The following is a 22,244-nucleotide window of genomic DNA, read 5'->3' on the forward strand; positions in this document are numbered from 1 at the left end:
ATCGCCACCCGCTACGACAAACACGCCATCAGCTACCGAGCCGGCGTCGTCCTCTGCGCCGTCATCGCCTGGCTACGAAAATGAGAGACACACCCTAGCCAGATATCGCATGAGTTGATTCAACTCGGAGTGCTGACGGCCATTGGGCAGTATCCTCTTGACATCGTGACGTGACATGTCCTAGAGTTCAGGCTCTAGAAATTTGTTTCCACTTGACGGAAACTCTCCGAGGAATCCATCCCGGTGTAGCACGTTCAGGTGGGCGGAAGAATTCGATTTCGAGTTCGGACGTCCATCGGGGCGTCCATGAGCACGAGGGACAAGCGATGGAGCTGAAGGATTTCAACACCGCACCTGCCCCCGAGGCAGCGGCGCTGGTCCGGTCCTGCGCATACGTGGAGTGCTGGGCCCAGGCAGTGGTCGACGGCCGGCCCTACGCCAGCCTGGACGCACTGGCCGACGCTGCACTGACCCTCGCCCACCCGTGGACCGAGGCAGAGATCGACGCCGCGCTCGCGCGTCATCCGCGGATCGGCGAGAGAGCGCGTGGCCAGGAGGCTGATGCACAGATGTCGCGTCGGGAGCAGTCCGGTGTGGCCACCGACCCCGACACCCAGGCTCGCCTGCTCGAGGGCAACGCCGCCTACGAGGCCAAGTTCGGCCATGTCTTCCTCATCCGCGCCGCCGGCCGCAGCGCGGAGGAGATCCTCGACCAGCTCCAGCAGCGGCTGACCAACACCCCAGACACCGAACGCCGGATCGCGGCGGAGCAGCTGCGCGAGATCGCTGCCCTCCGGCTGAGAGGAGCCCTGAGCTGATGACCTCCCACCTGACCACCCACGTGCTCGACGCCTCCGCTGGCCGCCCGGCCGCCGGCATCGCCGTCCTGCTCGAGCGGCGCGACCCGAGCGGCTGGACCGAGGTGGCCACCGGTACCACGAACGCCGACGGCCGGATCGGTGATCTCGGCCCGGAGCGGCTCACCTCGGGCACCTACCGGCTGACCTTCGCGGTCGCTGAGTACTTCGCGGCGACCGAAACCCCCACGTTCTACCCGGAGGTCACGGTGACCTTCGCCGTCGACGAGGGCCAGAAGCACTACCACGTCCCGGTGCTGCTGAGCCCGTTCGCCTACTCCACCTACCGCGGAAGCTGAAAGGAAGAAGAAATGACCACCGTTGACACCACCCCCAGAGAGCTGACCAGCGAGAACGCTGAGATGCACGCTGCCTCGCACGGCAAGGGCGGGGTCCACCTCGTCCGCGTCGAGCGCGAGGGTTCGGTGCACCACATCACCGACTACACCGTCTCCTCGGCGATCCGGGGCGACCTGGACCGCATCTACACCCACGGGGACAACGCCACCTGCGTGCCCACGGACACCCAGAAGAACCTCACCTTCTCCCTCGCCCGCGACGGTGTGGGCACGCCGGAGGAGTTCGCGCTGAAGTTCGGCCGATTCATGTTCTCCGAGTGGCCCCAGATCGTCACCGGCGGCCGCTGGGAGGTCATAAAGGTCGAGTGGGACCGGATCGTCGGCGACAACGGGCCCCACGACTTCTCCTTCGTACGCCAGGGCAAGGAGGAGCGCTACGCGGTCGTCCAGGCTGAGGGTGAGGAGTTCAAGGTCGTCGCCGGACTGAAGGGGCTGACCGTGCTGAAGTCCTCCGGCTCGGCGTTCGTCGGCTACCCGAAGGGCAAGTACACCACCCTAGCCGAGACCACCGACCGGGTCATGTCCACGGACGTGTCCGCCTGGCTGGAGTACAACACGCTCGAAGCCGACTGGGACGGGATCTTCGCCTCGGTCCGGCACATCATCCTCACCGAGTTCGCCGAACGCTTCTCGATGGCGTTGCAGAACACCATGTGGGCGATCAGCGCGCGGATCATCGACACCCACCCGGAGATCAACACCGTCCGGATGCAGTGCCCGAACAACCACCACTTCGTGGTCGACCTGGAGCCGTTCGGCCAGGACAACCCGAACGTCGTCTTCTACGCGGCCGACCGGCCGTTCGGAGACATCACCAGCGAGGTGGTCCGCAAGGGCACCACGCCCAGCGAGATCGCCTGGAACACGATTCCTTCGTTCACCTGATCGACTGCGACCCGGCGTGGGGGAGTGCCGGGTCACGGTCGCCATCCACCTCAAAGGAGAGATCATGACGGCTTCCGTCGACGTCGCCACGGGCCAGCGGCCCGAGGATGAACGCCTGTCCGTCGGGGCGAGCTTCGCCTATGGCCTGCAGCACGTGCTCACCATGTACGGCGGAATCATCGCCGTCCCCCTGATCATCGGCCACGCCGCCGGGCTGGACGCGGTGCACATCGCGCTGCTGGTCGCAGCCGGGCTGTTCATCGGTGGCCTCGCCACCATGCTCCAGTCCTGGGGCCTACCATTCTTCGGCTCCCAGCTGCCGCTGGTCCAGGGTGTCTCCTTCGCCGGCGTCTCGACGATGCTGGCGATCATGGGCACCGGTGACCTCGCCGATGCGACCCCCGAGGCCAAGCTCCAGGCCGTGTTCGGTGCGGTGATCGCCGCCTCGGTCATCGGTCTGATCGTGGCACCGTTCTTCGCCAAGATCGTCAAGTACTTCCCGCCGGTGGTCACCGGCACCGTGATCACCGTGATCGGCCTGTCCCTGATGCGGGTGGCCGCCGAGTGGGCGATGGGCGGGGCCGGCCTGAAGGGCACCCCCGAGTACGGCGCGATGAGCAACATCGTGCTTGCTGCGATCACGCTGGCGATCGTGCTCGTGCTCTCCAAGATCGGCGTCGGGATGATCTCCAGGTTGTCCATCCTGCTCGGCATCGTGGTCGGCACGATCGTGGCGATCCCGTTCGGCAAGGTCGACTTCTCCGGTATCGCCGACGCCGGAGTGGTGGCCTTCCCCACCCCGTTCTTCTTCGGTGTGCCCACCTTCGCCGTGGGTGCGATCGTCTCCATGTTCGTGGTGATCCTGGTGACCATGGTCGAGACCACCGCGGACATCCTCGCCGTGGGAGAGATCGTGGAGACCAAGATCGACTCCAAGCGCATCGCCGCCGGCCTGCGGGCGGACATGCTCTCCTCGGCCGTCTCGCCGGTCTTCAACTCCTTCATCCAGTCCGCGTTCGCGCAGAACGTCGGCTTGGTGGCCATCACCCGGGTGAAGTCCCGGTTCGTGGTGGTCGCGGCCGGAGTCATCCTGGTGATCCTCGGCCTGCTGCCGGTGGTCGGGGGCATCGTGGCGGTGATCCCGCCACCGGTCCTCGGTGGGGCGGGCGTGGTGCTGTTCGGCTCGGTGGCCGCCGCCGGTATCCGCACCCTGGGCACTGTGAAGTACGACGGCAACATGAACCTGATCATCGTGGCCGTCGGTGTCGCAGTGGGTGTGCTGCCGGAGGTGGCGGAGGGGTTCTACGCACAGTTCCCGACCGCGGTGCAGATCATCTTTGGCTCGGGCATCTCCTCGGCTGCGATCTTCACCGTGGTGATGAACCTGCTGTTCAACCACCTCCGGGCTGGTACCCCGGAGAACCCGTCGGTCTTCGCTGCCGGCACGGGTCGGGTGATCACCGAGAAGCAGTTCCGGCGGTTGCAGGAGGGTGACTACGTCGAAGGTGGTCAGCTGCACCGCAGTGACGGGGCCGTGGTTCCGGTGGTGACCAAGGAGCAGGCGATCGCGGTCACCGAGGCAGTTGACGCCGGCGAGATCATCTGCGAGGAGGACGTCGCGAAGGTCCTCGGACCGGCGGCTCTGCCCGCTGACGTCCCACGATGGAGTGGAGCAGGCACATGGGCAGGGCACACAGTCTCCGTCAGAGGGCTGCGCGTCCGTGTGTCTGCTCCGCCCGCTCAGTCGGCGCGCAGCAGCTCGGCGATCTCGCCGGCGATACTCTGCAGCACCGGTACCGCACGGTCGCCGAACTCCGGGGTCACCCGGGCGTCCGGACCGGAGATGGACAGCGCGGTGGGTGTCGGTGCGCCGAGCACCGGCACAGCGAAGCAGCGCACGCCGATCTCTTGCTCACCGTCGTCGATCGCGTACCCGCGGTCCCGGATCCGGTCCAGCTCGGTGAGCAGGTCGGGCACTGTCCCGATGGATTTCGACGTCGCGGGTGGCATGCCCGCGCGGGTCACGATGTCCTCGACGGCGGTGTCGGGAAGCTGGGCCAGGATGGCCTTGCCTACCCCGGTGGAGTGGGTGAACACCCGGCGCCCCACCTCGGTGAACATTCGCATCGAATGGCTCGACGAGGCCTGCGCCACGTAGACGGCCATCTCGCGGTCGATGATCGCCAGGTTGGCGCTCTCGCCCAGCTCCTCGGCCAGTCGCGCCAGGAACGGCCTGGCATCCGCGCCGAACTGACGCCCAGCCGAGTCTCCCAGCCGGATCAGCCGTGGGCCGAGGGTATAGCGCCGAGAGGGCAGCTGGCGCACGTACCCGCGCGCGAGCAGGGTGCGCATCAGCCGGTGGATCGTGGGCAGCGGCAGTGCGGTCTTGCCGGCGAGCTCGCTCAGCGTGGACTCACCACCGGCATCGGCGAGCAGCTCGAGCAGGTCGATGGCGCGGTCCACGGACTGCACACCGCCCGAACGCCGCTTGACCTCTGGCTCGGTGTCTGTCATGCGGAATCCCCTTTCCTCCCGGGCGATCTTACGGCCTCGGTCCCGACCCGCCGGAGGCGAGGGTTCCGTGCGACCGCCTCCCGTACTACGATCCTATTACATTTCTGATCGTGGAAATACTACTCCACACATCGAGAACTACTGAGAGATTGGATGCACGACATGGCAGCGATCCCCGGGCCCAGCTACTCGATCACACTACGCATCGGTGCGCCGACCGGTCCGCGCACCACCACCGACGTCGTCTCGGCGGTGGGTGCCACCGGCGCTGCGGTCACTGCTGTGGACGTGGTGGAGTCCACGGACACACAGATGGTGGTGGACATCTCCGCGAACGCCCGTGACGAAGCGCATGTGCTCGAGATCCGCGACCGGCTGGACGCCTTGGACGGCGTGGTGGTCCGGCATGTCTCCGACGCCACCTTCCTGCTGCACCTGGGCGGCAAGCTCGAAGTCCGACCGAAGGTGAACCTTCGGCACCGCGACGACCTCTCCCGTGCCTACACCCCCGGTGTGGCCCGAGTGTGCCTGGCCATCGCCGAGCGCCCGGAGAATGCTCGCCGGCTGACCGTGAAGCGCAACACCGTCGCCGTGGTCACCGATGGCACCGCCGTGCTCGGCCTCGGCGACATCGGCCCGGAGGCCTCTCTGCCGGTGATGGAAGGAAAGGCGGCCCTGTTCAAGCAGTTCGGCGGGGTGGACGCCTGGCCGGTGCCGCTGGACACCACCGACACCGAAGAGATCATCCGCATTGTCAAGGCGATCGCGCCGGCCTATGGCGGCGTGAACCTGGAGGACATCTCCGCACCTCGTTGCTTCGAGATCGAGCGCCGGCTGCGTGAGGAGCTGGAGATCCCGGTCTTCCACGACGACCAGCACGGCACCGCGATCGTGGTGCTGGCCGCGCTGATCAACGCCCTCAAGGTAGTCGGCAAGTCGCTGGAGGAGGTGAAGATCGTGGTCTCGGGGGTGGGGGCGGCCGGTTCGGCGATCATCCGCCTGCTCAAGGGGCAGGGCGCCCAGAACATCGTCGCATTCGGCAGCCGTGGCGCGATCTCGGCCGAGAACGGCTATGACGACTCGGACCGGCAGTGGATCGCGGACAACACGAACGCCGCCGGCTTCACCGGCACCCTGCAGGAGGGGCTGGCCGGGGCCGACGTGTTCATCGGCGTCTCCGCCGGCAACATCCTCACCGGTGCGGACATCGCTGCGATGGCCGAGGGCGCGATCGTGTTTGCTCTGGCCAACCCGACACCCGAGGTGGACCCGCTGGACGCCGCGCAGCACGCTGCAGTGGTCGCGACCGGCCGCAGCGACTACCCGAACCAGATCAACAACGTGCTTGCCTTCCCTGGCCTGTTCCGCGGGCTGCTGGACGCCCGCGCCCGATCGATCAACGACGACGTGCTGCGCGCGACCGCCGTGGCGATCGCGCGCACGGTCAGTGACCAGGAGCGGAACGCCTCGTTCATCATCCCGAGCGTGTTCGACCCCACCGTGGCCAAGGAGGTTGCGGCCGCCGTGGTCGAGGTGGTGCACGCCGAACGCGCCACCGCGGGCGAACCCGAACCGTTCACCGGGGCGCTACCGCTGGGTACCGGGGAGGAGTGATGGCGACGCTCGACGGCGTCCGGGACCGGATCGAGGCGCTGCTGGCCGGACCGGATGCGGCCACGGCCGCCCGGTACCCCGGCGATGCCCTCGGCCGGGCGCCGGTGCACTCGGTCTACGTCGGCGCCGACCGGTACACCGCGGACCTGCCCACGCGCTGGGGCGAACAGGCACTGGAGGCTCTCGAGGCCGGGGGCGGGGTCGGCCACCTGCTTGCGGTGCACGGTTTGGTCGAGGATTCCGGCGAGGCGGACCGGATCGGCGAGCTCCTGCTGGCCAAGCTCGCCCGCGAGCCCATCGAAGACCTGCGGATCGACTTCGAGGACGGCTATGGCGACCGCGGTGACCAGGCTGAGGACGCCGCCGTGACCGCGGCCGTGGCGGCGATCGCCGCGGCGCGCTCGGCGGGTACCCTGCCACCGTTCGTGGGTATCCGGTTCAAGTGCCTGGAGCCTGCCACCCGGGCCCGAGGTCTGCGGACCCTCGAGGCTTTCGTCACCTCCCTGGCCGCTGAGGGTCTGCCGGAGGGACTGGTGCTCACCCTGGCCAAGGTGACCACGGTGGAGCAGGTGCAGGCGATGGTCCTGGCCCTGGAGACTCTCGAGTCCGCCCTGCGCCTACCCGCAGGGCGGCTCGGGTTCGAGATCCAGGTGGAGACCCCGCAAGCGATCGTTGGGCCGGACGGGCACAGCCTGCTCGGCCCGATGATCGCAGCCGGGGTCGGGCGGGTCACCGGGATGCCCTACGGCACCTACGACTACACCGCGTCATTGGGCATCGCAGCCGCCTATCAGTCGATGGAGCACCCGGCCGCCGACTTCGCCAAGCAGGTGATGCAGGTCAGCGCCGCTGGTACCGGGGTACGCCTGTCGGACGGGTCCACGAACGTGCTCCCGGTCGGCGACCAGGCCGCCGTGGACGCTGCCTGGGCGCTGCACGGTCGGCTGGTGATGCGCTCGCTGCGTCGCGGCTTCTACCAGGGCTGGGACCTGCACCCGGGCCAGCTGCCGAGCCGGTACGCGGCCACCTACGCGTTCTACCGCGCCGGGCTTCCTGACGTGCTCAGCCGGCTGGAGGACTACCTGAACGAGCGCGACGGTGCAGTGCTGGACGAACCGGCGACCGCCAAGGCGATGGCCGCCTTCCTGCTACGCGGGCTGGACTGCGGTGCCGTGGACAGTGCCGAGGTCCCGTTCCAGGCCGCTGCGCTCCATGGACTGCTCGGGCGCCAGGGCAGTTGACGTCCACCCTAGCCATGTCCTAGACTTCCAATTATCAGAAATAGATTTCCGACATATGAAATTCGAGGGAGTCGGATATGACCAACGCTCGCTACACCGTGAACTGTTCGATCTTGCTCACTGACCTACCACTGCTCGAGCGTCCTGCCGCCGCCCGCGCCGCCGGATTTGACGCAGTGGAGTTCTGGTGGCCGTTCCCGACCTCCACGCCTGCGGTCGATGACGTGGACGCGTTCGTCCGCGCCATCACCGATGCCGGCGTGCAGTTGACCGGCCTGAACTTCAACGCCGGCGACATGCCCGGCGGCGACCGGGGGCTGGTGTCCTGGCCGGAACGCTCCGCAGAGTTCCGGGCCAACTTCGATGCGGTCACCGCCATCGGCGAGCGGACCGGCTGTCGCGCCTTCAATGCCCTCTACGGCAACCGCATCGACGGGGAGGACCCGGCCCGCCAGGACGAGATCGCTGCCGAGAACCTGGCACTGGCCGCTCAAGCGGTCGCCCGGATCGAGGGCACCGTGCTGGTCGAACCGGTCTCTGGTACGCCCGCCTACCCGCTGAAGACTGCGGCCGATGCGATCGCGGCGATGGACGCTGCCGGTGAAGCGAACCTCGGGCTGCTCTTCGACGTCTACCACCTGGCCACCAACGGCGATGACGTGGACGCCGCACGGGAGGCCTATGCGAGCCGGATCGCGCACGTGCAGATCGCCGACGCCCCCGGCCGGGACCAGCCCGGCACCGGCGAGGCGCCGATCGCCCGCTGGACCGCCGACCTCCTCGAAGGCGGTTACGACGGCTGGTTCGGGCTGGAGTACAAGCCCGCCAGCCCCGCCTCCCAGGCCGACCCGTTCGCCTGGCTGCCCGCCGCCGCCCGCAGCGCCCGCTGACCGACCAACCGACCCGGACAAGGAACTCATCATGACCAACATCGCCTTCATCGGACTGGGCATCATGGGTGCCCCGATGGCCGTCAACCTCGCCAAGGCGGGCTTCGCCGTCACCGGCTACAACCGCTCACCGCGCTACGACGCACTGATCGAGGCCGGCGGCAGCTCCGCCGACAGCGTCGCCGAAGCGGTCGCAGCTGCGGACGTGGTCATCACTATGGTGCCGGACTCCCCGGACGTGGCGGCCGTGCTGCAGGGCGAGGACGGTGTGTTCGCCAACGCCAAGGCCGGCGCGCTGATCATCGACTTCTCTACGATCCGCCCGGACGTCGCCCAGGAGCTCGCAGCCGAGGCGAAGGACAACGGCCTGCGCATGCTGGACGCCCCGGTCTCCGGTGGGGAACCGGGGGCGATCAACGCCGCCCTGTCCATCATGGTCGGCGGGGACGAGGCCGACTTCGCCGAGGCCGGGCCGGTCTTCGACGCAGTCGGCAAGACGATCGTGCACGTCGGCCCCTCCGGCTCTGGACAGACTGTCAAGGCGGCCAACCAGCTGATCGTGGCGACGAACATCGCAGCTCTCAGCGAGGCGGTGGTGTTCCTCGAGGCCTACGGAGTGGACCTGCCGGCTGCCATCGAGGTACTCGGCGGCGGCCTTGCCGGATCGGCCGTGCTGAACCAGAAGGCGCAGAAGATCCTGGACCGCGACTTCGCCCCGGGCTTCCGCATCGACCTGCACCACAAGGACATGGGCATCGTCACCGCTGCTGCCCGCGAGGCCGGGGTGGCCATCCCGGTCGGCTCCCTGCTCGCGCAGCTGATGGTCTCCGCCCGTGCCAACGGTGACGGCGACCTGGACCACTCCGGTCTGTTCCGCACCGCCCAACGACTCTCGGGCACGCAGAAGAGCTGACGACGGCTCGCGGCGGCTGAGACCGCCACCATCCAGCACGACGCGGCCCCCTCGCCGCGACAACACCCAAGGAGGCCATTCCCATGGCACGTATGCGCGCTGTCGACGCCATCGTCCAGATCTTCGAGAAGGAGGGGCACACCCAGACCTTCGGTCTGCCTGGTGCTGCCATCAACCCCCTCTACTCCGCGATGAAGGACCACGGCGGCATCAAGCACGTCCTCGCTCGGCACGTCGAGGCCGCCTCGCACATGGCCGACGGGTACTCCCGCACCGAGCACGGCAACATCGGCATCTGCCTGGGCACCTCCGGCCCGGCCGGCACCGACATGATCACCGGGCTGTACGCCTCCTGGGCGGACTCCGTGCCGATCTTGTGCATCACCGGCCAGGCGCCGGTGGCCAAGCTGGACAAGGAGGACTTCCAGGCGGTCGACATCGCCAGCATCGCCGCGCCGGTGACGAAGATGGCCAAGACCGTGCTCGAGGCCTCCCAGGTGCCGGGCACCTTCGCCAAGGCCTTCCAGCTGATGCGCTCCGGGCGTCCTGGGCCGGTCCTCATCGACCTGCCGATCGACGTGCAACTCGCCGAGATCGAATTCGACATCGACACCTACGAGCCCCTCCCGGTGACCCGCCCGGCCGCCACCCGCGCCCAGGCAGAGAAGGCCATCGACATGCTGCTGGCCAGCGAGAAGCCGATCATCATCGCCGGTGGCGGCATCCTGAACGCCGGTGCCGAGGAGAAGCTGGTCGAGCTCGCCGAGACCCTGGGCGTGCCGGTGGTGCCGACCCTGATGGGATGGGGCATCATCCCCGACGACCACGAGCTGATGATCGGCATGGTTGGCTACCAAACCTCCCACCGCTACGGCAACGCGTCCTTCTTGGCCTCGGACTTCGTGATCGGGATCGGCAACCGGTGGGCGAACCGGCACACCGGCTCCCTGGACATCTACACCGAGGGCCGCACGTTCGTGCACGTGGACATCGAGCCCACCCAGCTTGGTCGCATCTTCGAGCCCGACTTCGGCATCGTCTCCGATGCCGGCGCCGCGCTCGACCAGCTGATCGCGGTGGCCCAGGACCGCAAGGCCGCCGACCAGGTGCCGGACTACTCCACCTGGGTGGCCGAGTGTGCCGAGCGCAGGCGCACGATGCTGCGCAAGACGCACTTCACCGAGGTGCCGATCAAACCGCAGCGGGTGTACGAGGAGATGAACCAGGTCTTCGACCGCAACACCCGGTACGTGACCACGATCGGCCTGTCCCAGATCGCCGGCGCCCAGTTCCTGAACGTGTACGCCCCGCGGCACTGGATCAACGCCGGCCAGGCTGGTCCGCTGGGCTGGACCGGGCCGGCCGCGCTCGGGGTGGCCGTGGCTGCCCCGGACGAGCAGGTGGTGGCCCTGTCCGGTGACTACGACTTCCAGTTCCACATCGAGGAGCTCGCCGTCGGCGCCCAGCACAACATCCCCTATGTGCACGTGCTGGTCAACAACGCCTACCTCGGCCTGATCCGACAGTCCCAGCGCGCCTTCGACATGGACTACCAGGTGCAGCTGAGCTTCGAGAACCTCAACTCCCCGGAGACCGGCGGCTACGGTGTGGACCACGTGAAGGTCGCCGAAGGCCTGGGCTGCAAGGCGATCCGGGTCACCGACCCGAGCGATCTGGCCGCTGCCTTCGGCAAGGCCACCGCGATGGCGGAGGAGTTCCGGGTGCCGGTGGTGGTCGAGGTGATCTTGGAGCGGGTCACGAACATCTCGATGGGTGCCGAGATCAGCGGCGTGAACGAGTTCGAGGAGCTCGCGATCTCCGCGGAGGATGCCCCCACGGCGATCGCTCTGCTTGACTAACGCCATGACGACAGTGGTCCTTGCTCCGGACAAGTTCAAGGGATCGCTGACTGCCGCCCAGGTCGCCGAGCACCTAGCCACCGGCATGCGCCGGGTCCGGCCGGAGCTGACCGTGGTGCAGGTGCCGATGGCCGACGGCGGTGAGGGCACCGTTGCTGCTGCCCTCGCCGCCGGCTGGACCGAGCGGGCAGCCGTGGTCACCGGGCCGCTGGGCGATCCCGTGCACGCCACGTACGCGCTGTCTCCCGACGGCGTTACGTGCGTCGTGGAGATGTCCCTCGCCTCGGGGCTGGCGCTCACCCAGGCGGATGTGGATGCCGCCCGCCGCTCGTCCTCGGCCGGCACCGGTGAGCTGGTCGGCCACGCGCTGGACGACGGTGCCCGCCGCATCCTGCTCGGCGTGGGCGGCAGCGCCAGCACCGACGGCGGCGCCGGTCTGGTGCAGGCCCTCGGGGTGCGTCTGCTGGCTGAGGACGGCGACGAGCTGCCCGGGGGAGGCGCTGCACTCACCGCGATCTCCGCCGTCGACCTGAGCGGGCTGGACCCGCGACTGACGCACACCGAGGTGGTGCTGGCAGCCGACGTGGACAACCCCCTGCTCGGCCCGAGCGGCGCAGCCGCGGTCTACGGGCCGCAGAAGGGCGCCGACGCCGCCACTGTGGCCGAGCTGGAGGCCGGCCTGGCCCGCTGGGTGCAGGCGTTGGCCGAGGTGCGCCCAGAGGCCGCTCGCGCTGCGGACGCCCCAGGAGCGGGAGCAGCCGGTGGGGTCGGGTACGCCGCACTGGCCCTGCTCGGCGCCACCCGCCGGTCTGGCATCGAGGTGGTGGTCGAGCTGACCGGTCTGGCCGAGCTTCTCTTCGGCGCGGACCTGGCGGTCACCGGCGAGGGCAGCCTGGACGAGCAGAGCCTGTACGGCAAGACCCCCGTGGGCGTGGCCCGCGCGGCGGCTGCGGCCGGAGTGCCGACCGTTGCAGTGGCAGGCCGGTCGCTGCTCGCCGATGATGAGCTGGTCCGGCACGGTATCGACGCGTGCTACCCACTCAGCGCCCTGGAGCCGGACCCGCAGACCTCGATGCGGGAGGCCGGCCGGCTGCTCGAAGAACTTGCGGCGCAGATCGTCGCCGCGCACCTGTGAGGAGAAGACGATGGCGGAGACGACCTACGACCTGGTGATCCGGGTCGAGCGGGTGTGCACCACGGCCGGGTTCCAGCCCCGTGAGGTGGGCATCACCGCCGGGCGGATCGAGGCGATGGAGCCGCTGGGCAACAACCTCGTCGGCGACGAGGTCATCGAGCTGACCGGCGAGGAGGTGCTGCTGCCCGGCCTGGTGGACACCCACGTGCACGTCAACGAGCCCGGCCGCACCGACTGGGAGGGGTTCGACTCCGCGACCCGGGCTGCGGCCCGCGGCGGGGTGACCACCATCATCGACATGCCGCTGAACTCCATTCCGCCCACGGTCACCGTCGCGGCGCTGCAGGAGAAGGTCGCCGCCACCGAGGGCAAGCGGCACGTGAACGTCGGCTTCTGGGGCGGGGCCATCCCGGGCAACAAGGAGGACCTGCGCGGTCTGCACGACGCCGGGGTGTTCGGGTTCAAGTGCTTCCTGCTGCACTCCGGGGTGGACGAGTTCCCGCCGCTGGACCCGGACCAGCTGGAGGAGGACCTGCGTGAGCTGGCCGGTTTCGACGCCCGGATGATCGTGCACGCCGAGGATTCCCGCACCATCGACCGAGCCACCCAGCCGGAGGGCGACCAGTACGAGAAGTTCCTGCACTCCCGGCCGCGCAGTGCGGAGAACCTCGCCATCGCCGAGGTGATCGCCCGAGCCCGGTGGACCGGGGCGAAGGTGCACATCCTGCACCTGTCCTCCTCGGACGCGCTGCCGATGATCGCCAGCGCGAAACGGGACGGGGTGCAGATCAGTGCGGAGACCTGCCCGCACTACCTGACCCTGGCCGCCGAGGACATCCCGGCCGGGAACACCGCCTACAAGTGTTGCCCACCGATCCGGGAGGCGAGCAACCGGGACCTGCTCTGGCAGGGCCTGGCCGAGGGGATCATCGACTGCGTGGTCACCGACCACTCACCCTCCACCCTGGAGCTGAAGCACCTGGACACCGGCGACTTCGGCACCGCCTGGGGCGGGATCGCCTCGCTGCAGCTGAGCCTGGCGGTGATGTGGACCGCCGCCCGCGCTCGCGGCATCGCCCTGGAGCAGGTGGTGCAGTGGATGGCCAGCAAGCCGGCCGCCCTGGCTGGTCTGCGGTCCAAGGGCACGATCGCCGTCGGCTACGACGCGGACCTGTCCATCTTCGCCCCGGACGACGCGTTCGTGGTGCACGCCGAGACGCTCGAGCACAAGAACCCGATCACCCCCTATGACCAGCGGTCCCTGTCCGGTGTGGTCCGCCGCACCCTGCTGGCGGGCAAGGGCATCGACTTCGACCACCCGGCCGGGGAGCTCATCTGGAGAGGAAAAGCATGACCTACCACGTCCCCCAGGGCGGGCTGCCGCCGCAGACGGCGCTGACCACCGACCGTGCCGTGTTCACCGAGGCCTACGCGGTGCTGCCGGCGCGCACGATGAGCGACATCACCGCCAGCCTGCTGCCGCACTGGTCCGACACCCGGCTGTGGGTGCTCGCCCGGCCGCTGAGCGGGTTCGCCGAGACCTTCGCCCAGTACCTGGTGGAGGTCGCCCCCGGCGGTGGCAGCGACGCCCCGGAGCCGGACGCCGGCGCCGAGGGCGTGCTGTTCGTGGTCGGCGGCGAGCTGGAGCTCACCCTGGACGGCCAACAGCAGCCGCTGACCTCCGGCGGGTACGTCTACCTGGCCCCTGGTGCGGACTGGAGGCTGCGCAACCGTAGCGGCGAGGTGGCCAGCTTCCACTGGATCCGCAAGGCCTACCAGCAGGCCGACGGCGTGGGGGTGCCCGAGTCCTTCGTCACCCGCGCCCAGGACGTGGACGGTGTGGGCATGGTCGGCACCGACGGCGCCTGGAGCACCCAGCGGTTCGTCGACCCGGCCGACCTGCGCCACGACATGCACGTGAACATCGTCACCCTGCAGCCCGGTGCCTCGATCACCTTCCCGGAGACGCACGTGATGGAGCACGGCCTGTTCGTGCTGCAGGGTAAGGCCGTCTACCTGCTGAACACCGACTGGGTGGAGGTGGAGGCCGGCGACTTCATGTGGCTGCGCGCCTACTGCCCGCAGGCCTGCTACGCCGGCGGTCCGGGGGAGTTCAGCTACCTGCTGTACAAGGACGTCAACCGGCACGTGCACCTCACCCTCTGACACCCGCACGCCCACCCGCACCCCTCCCGCACCCCCTCCCGCGCTGAATCGATTCAGGCGATACTTGCTACGTGAGGTCGTGCTCCTGGGTATCGCCTGGGCGGAGCAGGTATCGCCCGCGCAGGGTGGTCGCTGCCCTCCTGGTGGGCGAGGACTGGGTCAGGGACGGCGAGGAACGGGTGCAGGGCTGGACCGACCCCCAGTCATGAGGCGCGCTGGCGCAGCCACGTCAGCACCGCAGCCTCCAGCCCCGGCAGGTCCCGGTCCAAGGAGTGCGTCCCAGGCAGGACGACCACCTCCCGTCCGGGTGCCGCCGGCGGGATGCCGAACCGGTCCGAGGACCCCTGCACCACCAGCACCGGCACGTCCACCGCGGCCAGTTCGGGCAGCCGCGACCGGCTCTCCTCCTTGCCCGGCGGCAACAGCGGGAAGGCGAGGCACAGCACCCCGGAGGTAACGCCGTCACCGGCGGTACGGCAGGCCACCCGAGCCCCGGAGGAACGACCTCCGGTGACCACCGGAAGACCGGCGAGGTGGCGGGCTACCAGCTCCTCGAGCACAGCCCGCCACGCTGCGTCGAGCTGCGGCGCCGGAGCCGGGGCACGGCGCCCGGCCACCCGGTAGGGCTGCTCGACCAGCGCTACCAGCCACCCGGCACGCAGCGCGGCACCGGTGGCGGCCACCAGGTCTGTCGCCGAGGTGCCACCCCCGGCGCCGTGACCGAGGACCAGCGCCCCCGCAGGGGCCTGGTTGGGAGCATGCAGGTGGGCCCGAGCCGGTCCGTGCGGGGTGTTCACCTGCACGGTCTGCGGCTCGGGCCCACTCATGGGGCTCAGGCTACGCGGTCACTGCTGTCCGCGCCTGGTCCTCGTCCTCGCGGCCGGCCCACGAGCCCAGTGCGAGCCTGCGGATGGCCAGACCGGTCAGGGCCAGGATCACACCCAGCCCCACCACCATGGCCGAGACCCCGAAAGCGAGCACCGAGGTGAACAGCGAGGCCCGCAGGAACGAAGCGTTCATCACCATGGTGCGCTGACCCTGCAGCTGTGCGTACTCCTCCGAGTCCTCATCCACCTGGGACATCGCATCGCCGAGCTCAGCGTACGTGCGCCCGTCAGTGCCCTCCAGCGCGTGGGTGTTGATGATGTCCGCCTGCGAGTAGGCGGTGAGCGGGCCGCGGACCTGCTCGCCGGCGAACCAGCGGGCGTCCTCGGCGACGGTGATCTGTTCGTCAGCCAGCTGGCTGGAGACCATCGTCCAGGTGCCGATGCCCGCGAGCAGCAGCACCAGGCCGACGACGAACGAGGCGATTCCCACGCCCTTGATGAACCGGTCACTGCGAGCGGCGGTGGCCATGATGCCCTCCAGGTTGAGTGCTTCTTTTTCTGACACCACAAGCATCTCGGGTCAGGAACGGTCGTTCGTGGGCCCAAGGTCCCGACCTGCCCGGGACGAAGGTCCCGTTCTGTGTCCGCGACCACGCTGCGGCCCACCGCAGCCAGCTGGCGCGCGGTCCTAATCTGCGCCCCCGGCCCGTCCGGAGCCTGGAGCGCGAAGAAGGAGTAACGCCCAGATGAGCCGTCCGCTGCGCTCACCTGCCTTCACCCACGGCCGCAACGTGACCGGAGCCCGCGTTCGGTGGCGTGCCACCGGGATGGGGGCCGACGACTTCGGCACACCGATCGTGGCGATCGCCAACTCTGCGCTGGTGTGCGAGTCTCACGATGAGGCCGTGGCCAAGATCCTGGCCACGGACGTCCAGCCCGGGCACGTGGTGGCGGTGCGCTCCATCGGCCTGATCGAGGACGGTGACGAGATCGAGATCGACGTGGCTAGCCGGCTGATCCGGCTGAACGTGCCGGTCTGCGGCGCTGGCTGAGCGGCGGGCGAAGATGGCGCCGACCGAGGACCCGTGGCAGCCGGTGAGCCGAGAGCGGCACGTCTCCCGTGCGCTGCAGGCCTAGGCGGCGATGGCCACCTCCGTGGACCGGGGTGCGGTACGGGACCTGTCGTTGATCCGCCAGGTCTGAGCAGCGTTCGACGGCGTAGCTCGCCGGGCGTTGCTACCGTCAGCGTCCATGAGCACCGGTTGGCGAGAGTCCCGGCGCGCGTTCGGCGACGCGGCGCGGTGGTTCGTCGCGGTCACGGCCCGGGTCGAGGGCCGGTGGGAACGGCCGGGCCTGGGGGAGTGGGACGTGCGTGCGCTCGTGGGGCACACCAGCCGCGCGCTGCTCACCGTGGAGAGCTACCTGCATCGGCCGGCAGAGTCGGTGCAGATCCGGTCAGCTGCCGAGTACTACCGGGCCACGCGCTCGATCGCGACTGGACCCGACGTGGCCGAGCGTGGCCGGGAGGCTGGTGCGGCCCTCGGCGCGGATGCGGTCGCGGCGGTGGCGGCGATCGCCGCGCGGGTGGCGCCGCTCCTGGACGAGCAGGACGGGACAGCACTGGTGACGACCGTGGCCGGCGGGATGCGCCTGGCGGACTACCTGCCCACCCGCACGTTCGAGCTGGCGGTGCACACCGCTGACCTCGCCGCGGCTCTGGGTGAACCGATCGAGGTGCCGGAGGCCGCGGCGGAACAAGCGCTGGCGCTCGTGACCGACCTGGCCATCACCGATGGCCGTGCCGGAGAGCTGCTGCTGGCAGCCACCGGCCGCCGGCACACCGAGGGCTTCACCGTTCTCTGACTCGACACCGGGTGGGGGCTCCTATAGTTGAGGGCATGACGACTGCCGACGCCGCACCGGACATCAAGCCTCGCTCACGAGTGGTCACCGACGGGATCGAGGCGACGGCCTCGCGCGGTATGCTGCGCGCCGTCGGGATGGGTGACGAGGACTGGGTCAAACCGCAGATCGGCATCGCCTCCTCCTGGAACGAGATCACCCCGTGCAACTTGTCTCTGGACCGGTTGGCGCAGGCGTCGAAGGAGGGGGTGCACGCCGGCGGTGGGTACCCGCTGGAGTTCGGCACGATCTCCGTCTCCGACGGCATCTCCATGGGCCATGAGGGGATGCACTTCTCCCTGGTCTCCCGCGAGGTGATCGCCGACAGCGTGGAGACCGTGATGATGGCCGAACGGCTGGACGGCTCTGTGCTGCTCGCCGGCTGTGACAAGTCCCTACCCGGGATGCTGATGGCCGCCGCCCGGCTGGACCTGGCCAGCGTGTTCCTCTACGCCGGGTCGATCATGCCCGGCTGGGTCAAGCTCGAGGATGGCACCGAGAAGGATGTCACCATCATCGACGCGTTCGAAGCGGTCGGTGCATGCGCCCGCGGGCTGATGAGCAAGGCCGACGTGGACCAGATCGAACGGGCCATCTGCCCGGGCGAGGGCGCCTGCGGCGGGATGTACACCGCGAACACGATGGCCTCGGTGGCCGAGGCGATGGGCATGTCCCTGCCCGGGTCGGCCGCCCCGCCGTCGGCGGATCGCCGCCGGGACAACTTTGCGCACCTGTCCGGGGAAGCAGTGGTGAACATGCTCCGGTTGGGGATCACCGCCCGGGACATCATGACCAAGGAGGCGTTCGAGAACGCGATCGCCGTGGTGATGGCCTTCGGCGGCTCGACGAATGCGGTGCTGCATCTGCTCGCGATCGCCAACGAGGCCGAGGTGGAGCTGACCATGGCCGATTTCGACCGGGTCGCCTCCCGGGTGCCGCACCTGGGCGACCTGAAGCCGTTCGGCCGGTACGTGATGAACGACGTCGACCGGATCGGCGGGGTGCCGGTGATCATGAAGGCGCTGCTGGACGCCGGGCTACTGCACGGAGACTGCCTGACCGTCACCGGCAAGACCGTCGCGGAGAACCTGGCGCACATCGCACCACCGGACCCGGACGGAAAGATCCTGCGCGCGATGAACGACCCGATCCACCCCACCGGAGGGATCACCATCCTCGGTGGCAGCCTCGCACCCGAGGGCGCAGTCGTGAAGTCCGCCGGGTTCGACGAGTCGGTCTTCGAGGGAACGGCCCGGGTGTTCGACCGGGAGCGGGCCGCGATGGATGCGCTCGAGGACGGCACCATCACCGACGGCGACGTGGTGGTGATCCGCTACGAAGGCCCCAAGGGTGGGCCCGGGATGCGGGAGATGCTCGCCATCACCGGTGCGATCAAGGGCGCTGGGCTGGGCAAGACGGTGCTGCTGCTCACCGACGGCCGGTTCTCCGGCGGCACCACTGGATTGTGTGTGGGGCACGTGGCCCCAGAAGCGGTGGACGGCGGGCCGATCGCGTTCGTGCGCGATGGCGACCCGATCCGGTTGGACGTGGCGAACAAGACCCTCGATGTGCTCGTCGAGCCGGCCGAGCTGGAGGCCCGCAAGGAGGGGTGGGCGCCACTGCCGCACAGCTTCAGGCGCGGTGTGCTTGCGAAGTACTCGCGCCTGGTGCAGTCCGCCTCCAAGGGAGCCGTGCTGGCCTGACCGCCCCGGTTGCTGCGCAGCCGAGACCGGCGCACGATGGCCAGATGGAGGACATCGAGGTGACAGTGCCGCTCTCGGCCGACGCCGCGCACGCGTTCTCCGTGTACGTGGCAGGCAGCTGGTGGCCGACGATCTGGTCGACCGACCGGGAGCACTTCGACCGGTTCGTGGTCCAACCACGGGTCGGTGGCCGGGTGCTGGCCCGGTACGACGACGGCCGCGAGGAGGACTGGGGCGAGGTGCTCGACTACCAGGTGGGACGCAGGCTGGAGCACACGTTCAGCTACGCGCACACCTCCGGAGCCCCCAGCCGGGTGGTGGCCGAGTTCGTCGACCGCACCGAGGGTGGCTGCGATCTGGTGTTCCGGCACGGCGGCTGGACCGAGGACAACGCCCAGGACCGGGACCAGTTCATGAACTGGGCCGAGCAGCTGGACGAGTTCGCCGAGGCCAGCGAGTTCGACCTGCGACCGCCACAGACCCCGCCGGAATGAGTACCTCGCAGCCTCGCGCTGCGAGCCCGATGACAGCTGGAGGAGCAGCGCGATGACTACGATGACCACCCAGCAGGTGCTCGACGAGGGACTGTCCGACTGGCGGGTGCTGATCCGCACGCTGCAGACCTGCTTCGAGACCGGCTCCTTCGCTGCCGGTGCCGACCTGGTCGGTCGGATCACCACTGTGGCCGAGCAGCTGGACCACCACCCGGACGTGCTGCTGCGCTACCCGAACGTGCTGGTCACCACCACCAGCCACGACGTCGGCGGCCTCACTGACCGGGACATCACCCTGGCCCGGCGGATCAGCCAGGTGGCCGCCGACCTCGGCGTTCCCGCCGCACCGCAGAAGGTGGGCTCCTCCGAGATCGCCATCGACGTGATGGACGCCGATAGCGTCCGGCCGTTCTGGCAGGCAGTGCTCGGCTATGCCACCAGCGACGCGGACGAGACCGAGCTGAGTGACCCGATGGGCCGCGGTCCGACGATCTGGTTCCAGCAGATGGACGCACCGCGCCCGCAGCGCAACCGGATCCACCTGGACGTCTGGGTACCGCACGACCAGGCGGAGACCCGCCTCCAGACGACCCTCGACGCCGGGGGACGGCTCCTCTCCGACGAGGCGGCGCCGTCGTTCTGGGTACTGGCCGACGCCGAAGGCAACGAAGCGTGCATCTGCACCAACCTGGACCGCGAGACCAGCTGAGCCGGTCACCTCAGTGCGAGGCGGACCGGCCGGGCGCCGGCCGGGCTCACCCCGAGGGCGCACCGGCTGTCCGTCCACCATGCGAGCATGAATACCAGTATGTGAGACGCGGCGTGGCGGAAGGTGACGTGGACCCGTTGCCGGGTCTAGCATGCAGGACATGGCCACGCTGTCGATCGTCGTAGTACTTACCGGGCGCGCTCGCGCGACCGTCTGACTCGACGATCCCAGCTGAGCGCGCACCCCTCGACCACCCGGACCCGGGCCGAGGGGTTTTTGTTTGTTCACTGCAGGTCCGCACCATCAAGTCGAACGCAGGAGGAGAGATGGCCGACGCGCCACATCCCACGCCGCCGCGTCCGCGTCCGCCGAAGCCAGCCCTGGCCGCGGCCGAGCGCGGCGCACCCGTGACCGGCGAGCCGATGACCGGAGCCGAGTCGGTCGTCCGCTCGCTCGAGGCGGTCGGCGTCGACACGGTATTCGGCATCCCCGGCGGGGCGATCCTCCCGGTCTACGACCCCCTGTTCGACTCCTCGATGCGGCACATCCTGGTCCGGCACGAGCAAGGTGCCGGACATGCCGCGCAAGGTTATGCCTCCGCGACCGGCAAAGTGGGCGTGTGCATGGCGACGTCCGGTCCCGGGGCCACGAACCTGGTCACTCCGCTGGCCGATGCGCACATGGACTCCGTGCCGATGGTGGCGATCACGGGCCAGGTGGCTGAGTCGCTCATCGGTACCGATGGGTTCCAGGAGGCAGACATCGTCGGCATCACGATGCCGATCACCAAGCACTCCTTCCTGATCACCGACCCGGCGGAGATCCCGGCCCGGATCGCTGAGGCGTTCCACATCGCCAGCACCGGACGACCTGGGCCCGTGCTGGTGGACATCGCGAAGAGCGCCATGCAGGCCCAGACCACCCACGTGTGGCCGCCGACGCACCTGGACATCCCCGGGTACCGGCCCACCGCGAAGCCGCACCTGAAGCAGATCAAGGAGGCGGCCCGGCTGCTGGCCACCTCCCGCCGGCCGGTGCTGTACGTCGGCGGCGGGGCGATCCGCGCGAACGCCGCGGCAGAGCTGGAGGCGCTGACGAACCTCTCCGGCGCCCCGGTGGTGACCACGCTGATGGCCCGCGGTGTGCTGCCCGACACCCATCCGCAGCACCTGGGTATGCCCGGGATGCACGGCACCGTGGCAGCGGTGGCGGCGCTGCAGAAGGCGGACCTGGTGGTGGCCCTCGGGGCCCGGTTCGACGACCGGGTCACCGGCCGGCTGGACTCCTTTGCTCCGGGTGCCACAGTGGTGCACGCGGACATCGACCCGGCGGAGATCTCTAAGAACCGGGTCGCCGACGTGCCGATCGTCGGTGACCTCAAGGACGTGCTGGTGGACCTGGCCGCAGAGCTGGAGCGTGAGCAGGCCCAGCACGGCAGGCCGGACGTCGAGGGTTGGTGGGCCACTTTGGACCGGCTCCGGGACACGTACCCGCTGGGCTGGACACCCACCGAGGACGGCCTGCTGGCACCGCAGCACGTGATCTCCCGGCTCGGTGAGATCTCCGGCCCGGACTCGATCTACGTGGCCGGTGTGGGTCAGCACCAGATGTGGGCGGCCCAGTTCATCCGCTACCAGCATCCGCGCACCTGGCTGAACTCCGGCGGGCTGGGCACGATGGGCTACTCGGTGCCTGCGGCGATGGGCGCCCAGGTGGGCCGTCCGGACGCCACGGTGTGGGCGATCGACGGCGACGGCTGTTTCCAGATGACCAACCAGGAGCTGGCCACCTGCGCCCTGGAGGGGATCCCGATCAAGGTCGCGATCATCAACAACTCCTCCCTGGGCATGGTGCGCCAGTGGCAGACGCTGTTCTACGACCAGCGCTACTCCAACACGGACCTGAACACCGGTCACCAGAGCGCCCAAATCCCGGACTTCGTGAAGCTGGCCGAGGCATACGGCTGCGTGGGGCTGCGCTGCGACAAGGTCGCCGACGTGGACGCCACCATTCGCAAGGCCGAGGAGATCGATGACCGGCCGGTGGTGGTCGACTTCGTGGTCAGCGCCGATGCGATGGTCTGGCCGATGGTTGCCGCCGGTGTGAGCAACGACGACATCCAGTACGCCCACGGCATCAGCCCGGCGTTCGAGCGCGACGAGTAAGGGACCGAGAC

At 69.2% G+C, this 22,244-nt stretch carries 19 protein-coding genes and 2 pseudogenes; 18 read left to right on the top strand and 3 right to left on the bottom strand.

What is annotated here, in order from left to right:
- The first annotated feature begins 326 nt into the window (after window positions 1–326).
- The 4 genes and pseudogenes from uraD to K338_RS23550 form a co-directional block, all read left to right on the top strand.
- A complete protein-coding gene (gene uraD, locus K338_RS0116945; RefSeq protein ID WP_022919351.1) occupies window positions 327–818 on the top strand; it encodes a 2-oxo-4-hydroxy-4-carboxy-5-ureidoimidazoline decarboxylase in 492 nt (163 codons plus the stop codon).
- A complete protein-coding gene (gene uraH / locus K338_RS0116950; RefSeq protein WP_157612589.1) occupies window positions 815–1,156 on the top strand; it encodes a hydroxyisourate hydrolase in 342 nt (113 codons plus the stop codon). Before uraD ends, uraH begins: the two co-directional genes overlap by 4 nt.
- Before the next feature lie 12 nt (window positions 1,157–1,168).
- A complete protein-coding gene (gene pucL / locus K338_RS0116955; RefSeq protein ID WP_022919353.1) occupies window positions 1,169–2,101 on the top strand; it encodes a factor-independent urate hydroxylase in 933 nt (310 codons plus the stop codon).
- A gap of 64 nt (window positions 2,102–2,165) precedes the next feature.
- A pseudogene (locus K338_RS23550) lies at window positions 2,166–3,665 on the top strand (nucleobase:cation symporter-2 family protein); the annotation flags it as partial.
- 176 nt (window positions 3,666–3,841) lie between these two features.
- Here the strand turns inward: K338_RS23550 and K338_RS25315 are convergent.
- Window positions 3,842–4,615 carry an IclR family transcriptional regulator gene (locus tag K338_RS25315; RefSeq protein ID WP_084481420.1) on the bottom strand — a complete coding sequence of 258 codons (774 nt, stop codon included), beginning with the start codon at window positions 4,613–4,615 and terminating at the stop codon, window positions 3,842–3,844.
- Between the two features lie 162 nt (window positions 4,616–4,777).
- On the opposite strand from K338_RS25315, the gene K338_RS0116965 reads away from it, so the two are divergent.
- The 8 genes from K338_RS0116965 (at window position 4,778) to K338_RS0117000 (ending at window position 14,433) form a co-directional block, all read left to right on the top strand.
- Window positions 4,778–6,229: an NAD-dependent malic enzyme gene (locus K338_RS0116965; protein WP_040654292.1), complete on the top strand. Its 1,452-nt coding sequence runs from the start codon at window positions 4,778–4,780 to the stop codon at window positions 6,227–6,229.
- Entirely contained in the window at window positions 6,229–7,470 is a 1,242-nt protein-coding gene (locus tag K338_RS23555; RefSeq protein ID WP_022919356.1) for a DUF6986 family protein, read from the top strand. The genes K338_RS0116965 and K338_RS23555 overlap by 1 nt, the downstream gene beginning before the upstream one ends.
- A 77-nt stretch (window positions 7,471–7,547) precedes the next feature.
- Window positions 7,548–8,360: a hydroxypyruvate isomerase family protein gene (locus K338_RS0116975; RefSeq protein WP_022919357.1), complete on the top strand. Its 813-nt coding sequence runs from the start codon at window positions 7,548–7,550 to the stop codon at window positions 8,358–8,360.
- A 31-nt stretch (window positions 8,361–8,391) separates the two neighbouring features.
- Window positions 8,392–9,273: a 2-hydroxy-3-oxopropionate reductase gene (locus K338_RS0116980; RefSeq protein ID WP_022919358.1), complete on the top strand. Its 882-nt coding sequence runs from the start codon at window positions 8,392–8,394 to the stop codon at window positions 9,271–9,273.
- 83 nt (window positions 9,274–9,356) lie between these two features.
- A complete protein-coding gene (gene gcl, locus K338_RS0116985; protein ID WP_022919359.1) occupies window positions 9,357–11,132 on the top strand; it encodes a glyoxylate carboligase in 1,776 nt (591 codons plus the stop codon).
- 4 nt (window positions 11,133–11,136) lie between these two features.
- Window positions 11,137–12,267, top strand: a complete 1,131-nt coding sequence (locus K338_RS0116990) for a glycerate kinase (RefSeq protein ID WP_022919360.1) — start codon at window positions 11,137–11,139, stop codon at window positions 12,265–12,267.
- Between the two features lie 10 nt (window positions 12,268–12,277).
- The gene (allB, locus tag K338_RS0116995) at window positions 12,278–13,621 is read left to right on the top strand and encodes an allantoinase AllB (protein WP_022919361.1); all 1,344 of its coding nucleotides are present in this window, start codon (window positions 12,278–12,280) and stop codon (window positions 13,619–13,621) included.
- Window positions 13,618–14,433, top strand: a complete 816-nt coding sequence (locus tag K338_RS0117000) for a bifunctional allantoicase/(S)-ureidoglycine aminohydrolase (protein WP_022919362.1) — start codon at window positions 13,618–13,620, stop codon at window positions 14,431–14,433. The genes allB and K338_RS0117000 overlap by 4 nt, the downstream gene beginning before the upstream one ends.
- Before the next feature lie 203 nt (window positions 14,434–14,636).
- On the opposite strand, the gene K338_RS0117010 is transcribed toward K338_RS0117000, so the two are convergent.
- The gene (locus K338_RS0117010; protein WP_022919363.1) at window positions 14,637–15,260 is read right to left on the bottom strand and encodes an alpha/beta hydrolase family protein; all 624 of its coding nucleotides are present in this window, start codon (window positions 15,258–15,260) and stop codon (window positions 14,637–14,639) included.
- 10 nt (window positions 15,261–15,270) lie between these two features.
- A complete protein-coding gene (locus tag K338_RS23560) occupies window positions 15,271–15,789 on the bottom strand; it encodes a hypothetical protein (protein ID WP_022919364.1) in 519 nt (172 codons plus the stop codon).
- A gap of 343 nt (window positions 15,790–16,132) precedes the next feature.
- Between K338_RS23560 and K338_RS25320 the strand changes: the two are divergent.
- The 6 genes and pseudogenes from K338_RS25320 to K338_RS0117045 form a co-directional block, all read left to right on the top strand.
- A pseudogene (locus K338_RS25320) lies at window positions 16,133–16,463 on the top strand (dihydroxy-acid dehydratase); the annotation flags it as partial.
- A 48-nt stretch (window positions 16,464–16,511) separates the two neighbouring features.
- Window positions 16,512–17,123 carry a maleylpyruvate isomerase N-terminal domain-containing protein gene (locus K338_RS0117025; protein WP_022919366.1) on the top strand — a complete coding sequence of 204 codons (612 nt, stop codon included), beginning with the start codon at window positions 16,512–16,514 and terminating at the stop codon, window positions 17,121–17,123.
- 35 nt (window positions 17,124–17,158) lie between these two features.
- Window positions 17,159–18,865: a dihydroxy-acid dehydratase gene (gene ilvD / locus K338_RS0117030; protein WP_022919367.1), complete on the top strand. Its 1,707-nt coding sequence runs from the start codon at window positions 17,159–17,161 to the stop codon at window positions 18,863–18,865.
- Between the two features lie 44 nt (window positions 18,866–18,909).
- Window positions 18,910–19,359: an SRPBCC domain-containing protein gene (locus K338_RS24765; protein ID WP_022919368.1), complete on the top strand. Its 450-nt coding sequence runs from the start codon at window positions 18,910–18,912 to the stop codon at window positions 19,357–19,359.
- A 52-nt stretch (window positions 19,360–19,411) separates the two neighbouring features.
- A complete protein-coding gene (locus K338_RS0117040; RefSeq protein ID WP_022919369.1) occupies window positions 19,412–20,068 on the top strand; it encodes a VOC family protein in 657 nt (218 codons plus the stop codon).
- Window positions 20,069–20,394: 326 nt separating this feature from the next.
- Entirely contained in the window at window positions 20,395–22,233 is a 1,839-nt protein-coding gene (locus K338_RS0117045) for an acetolactate synthase large subunit (RefSeq protein WP_022919370.1), read from the top strand.
- The last annotated feature ends 11 nt before the right edge of the window (window positions 22,234–22,244 follow it).

This window comes from Ruania albidiflava DSM 18029 (assembly GCF_000421225.1).
GTDB lineage: Bacteria > Actinomycetota > Actinomycetes > Actinomycetales > Beutenbergiaceae > Ruania > Ruania albidiflava.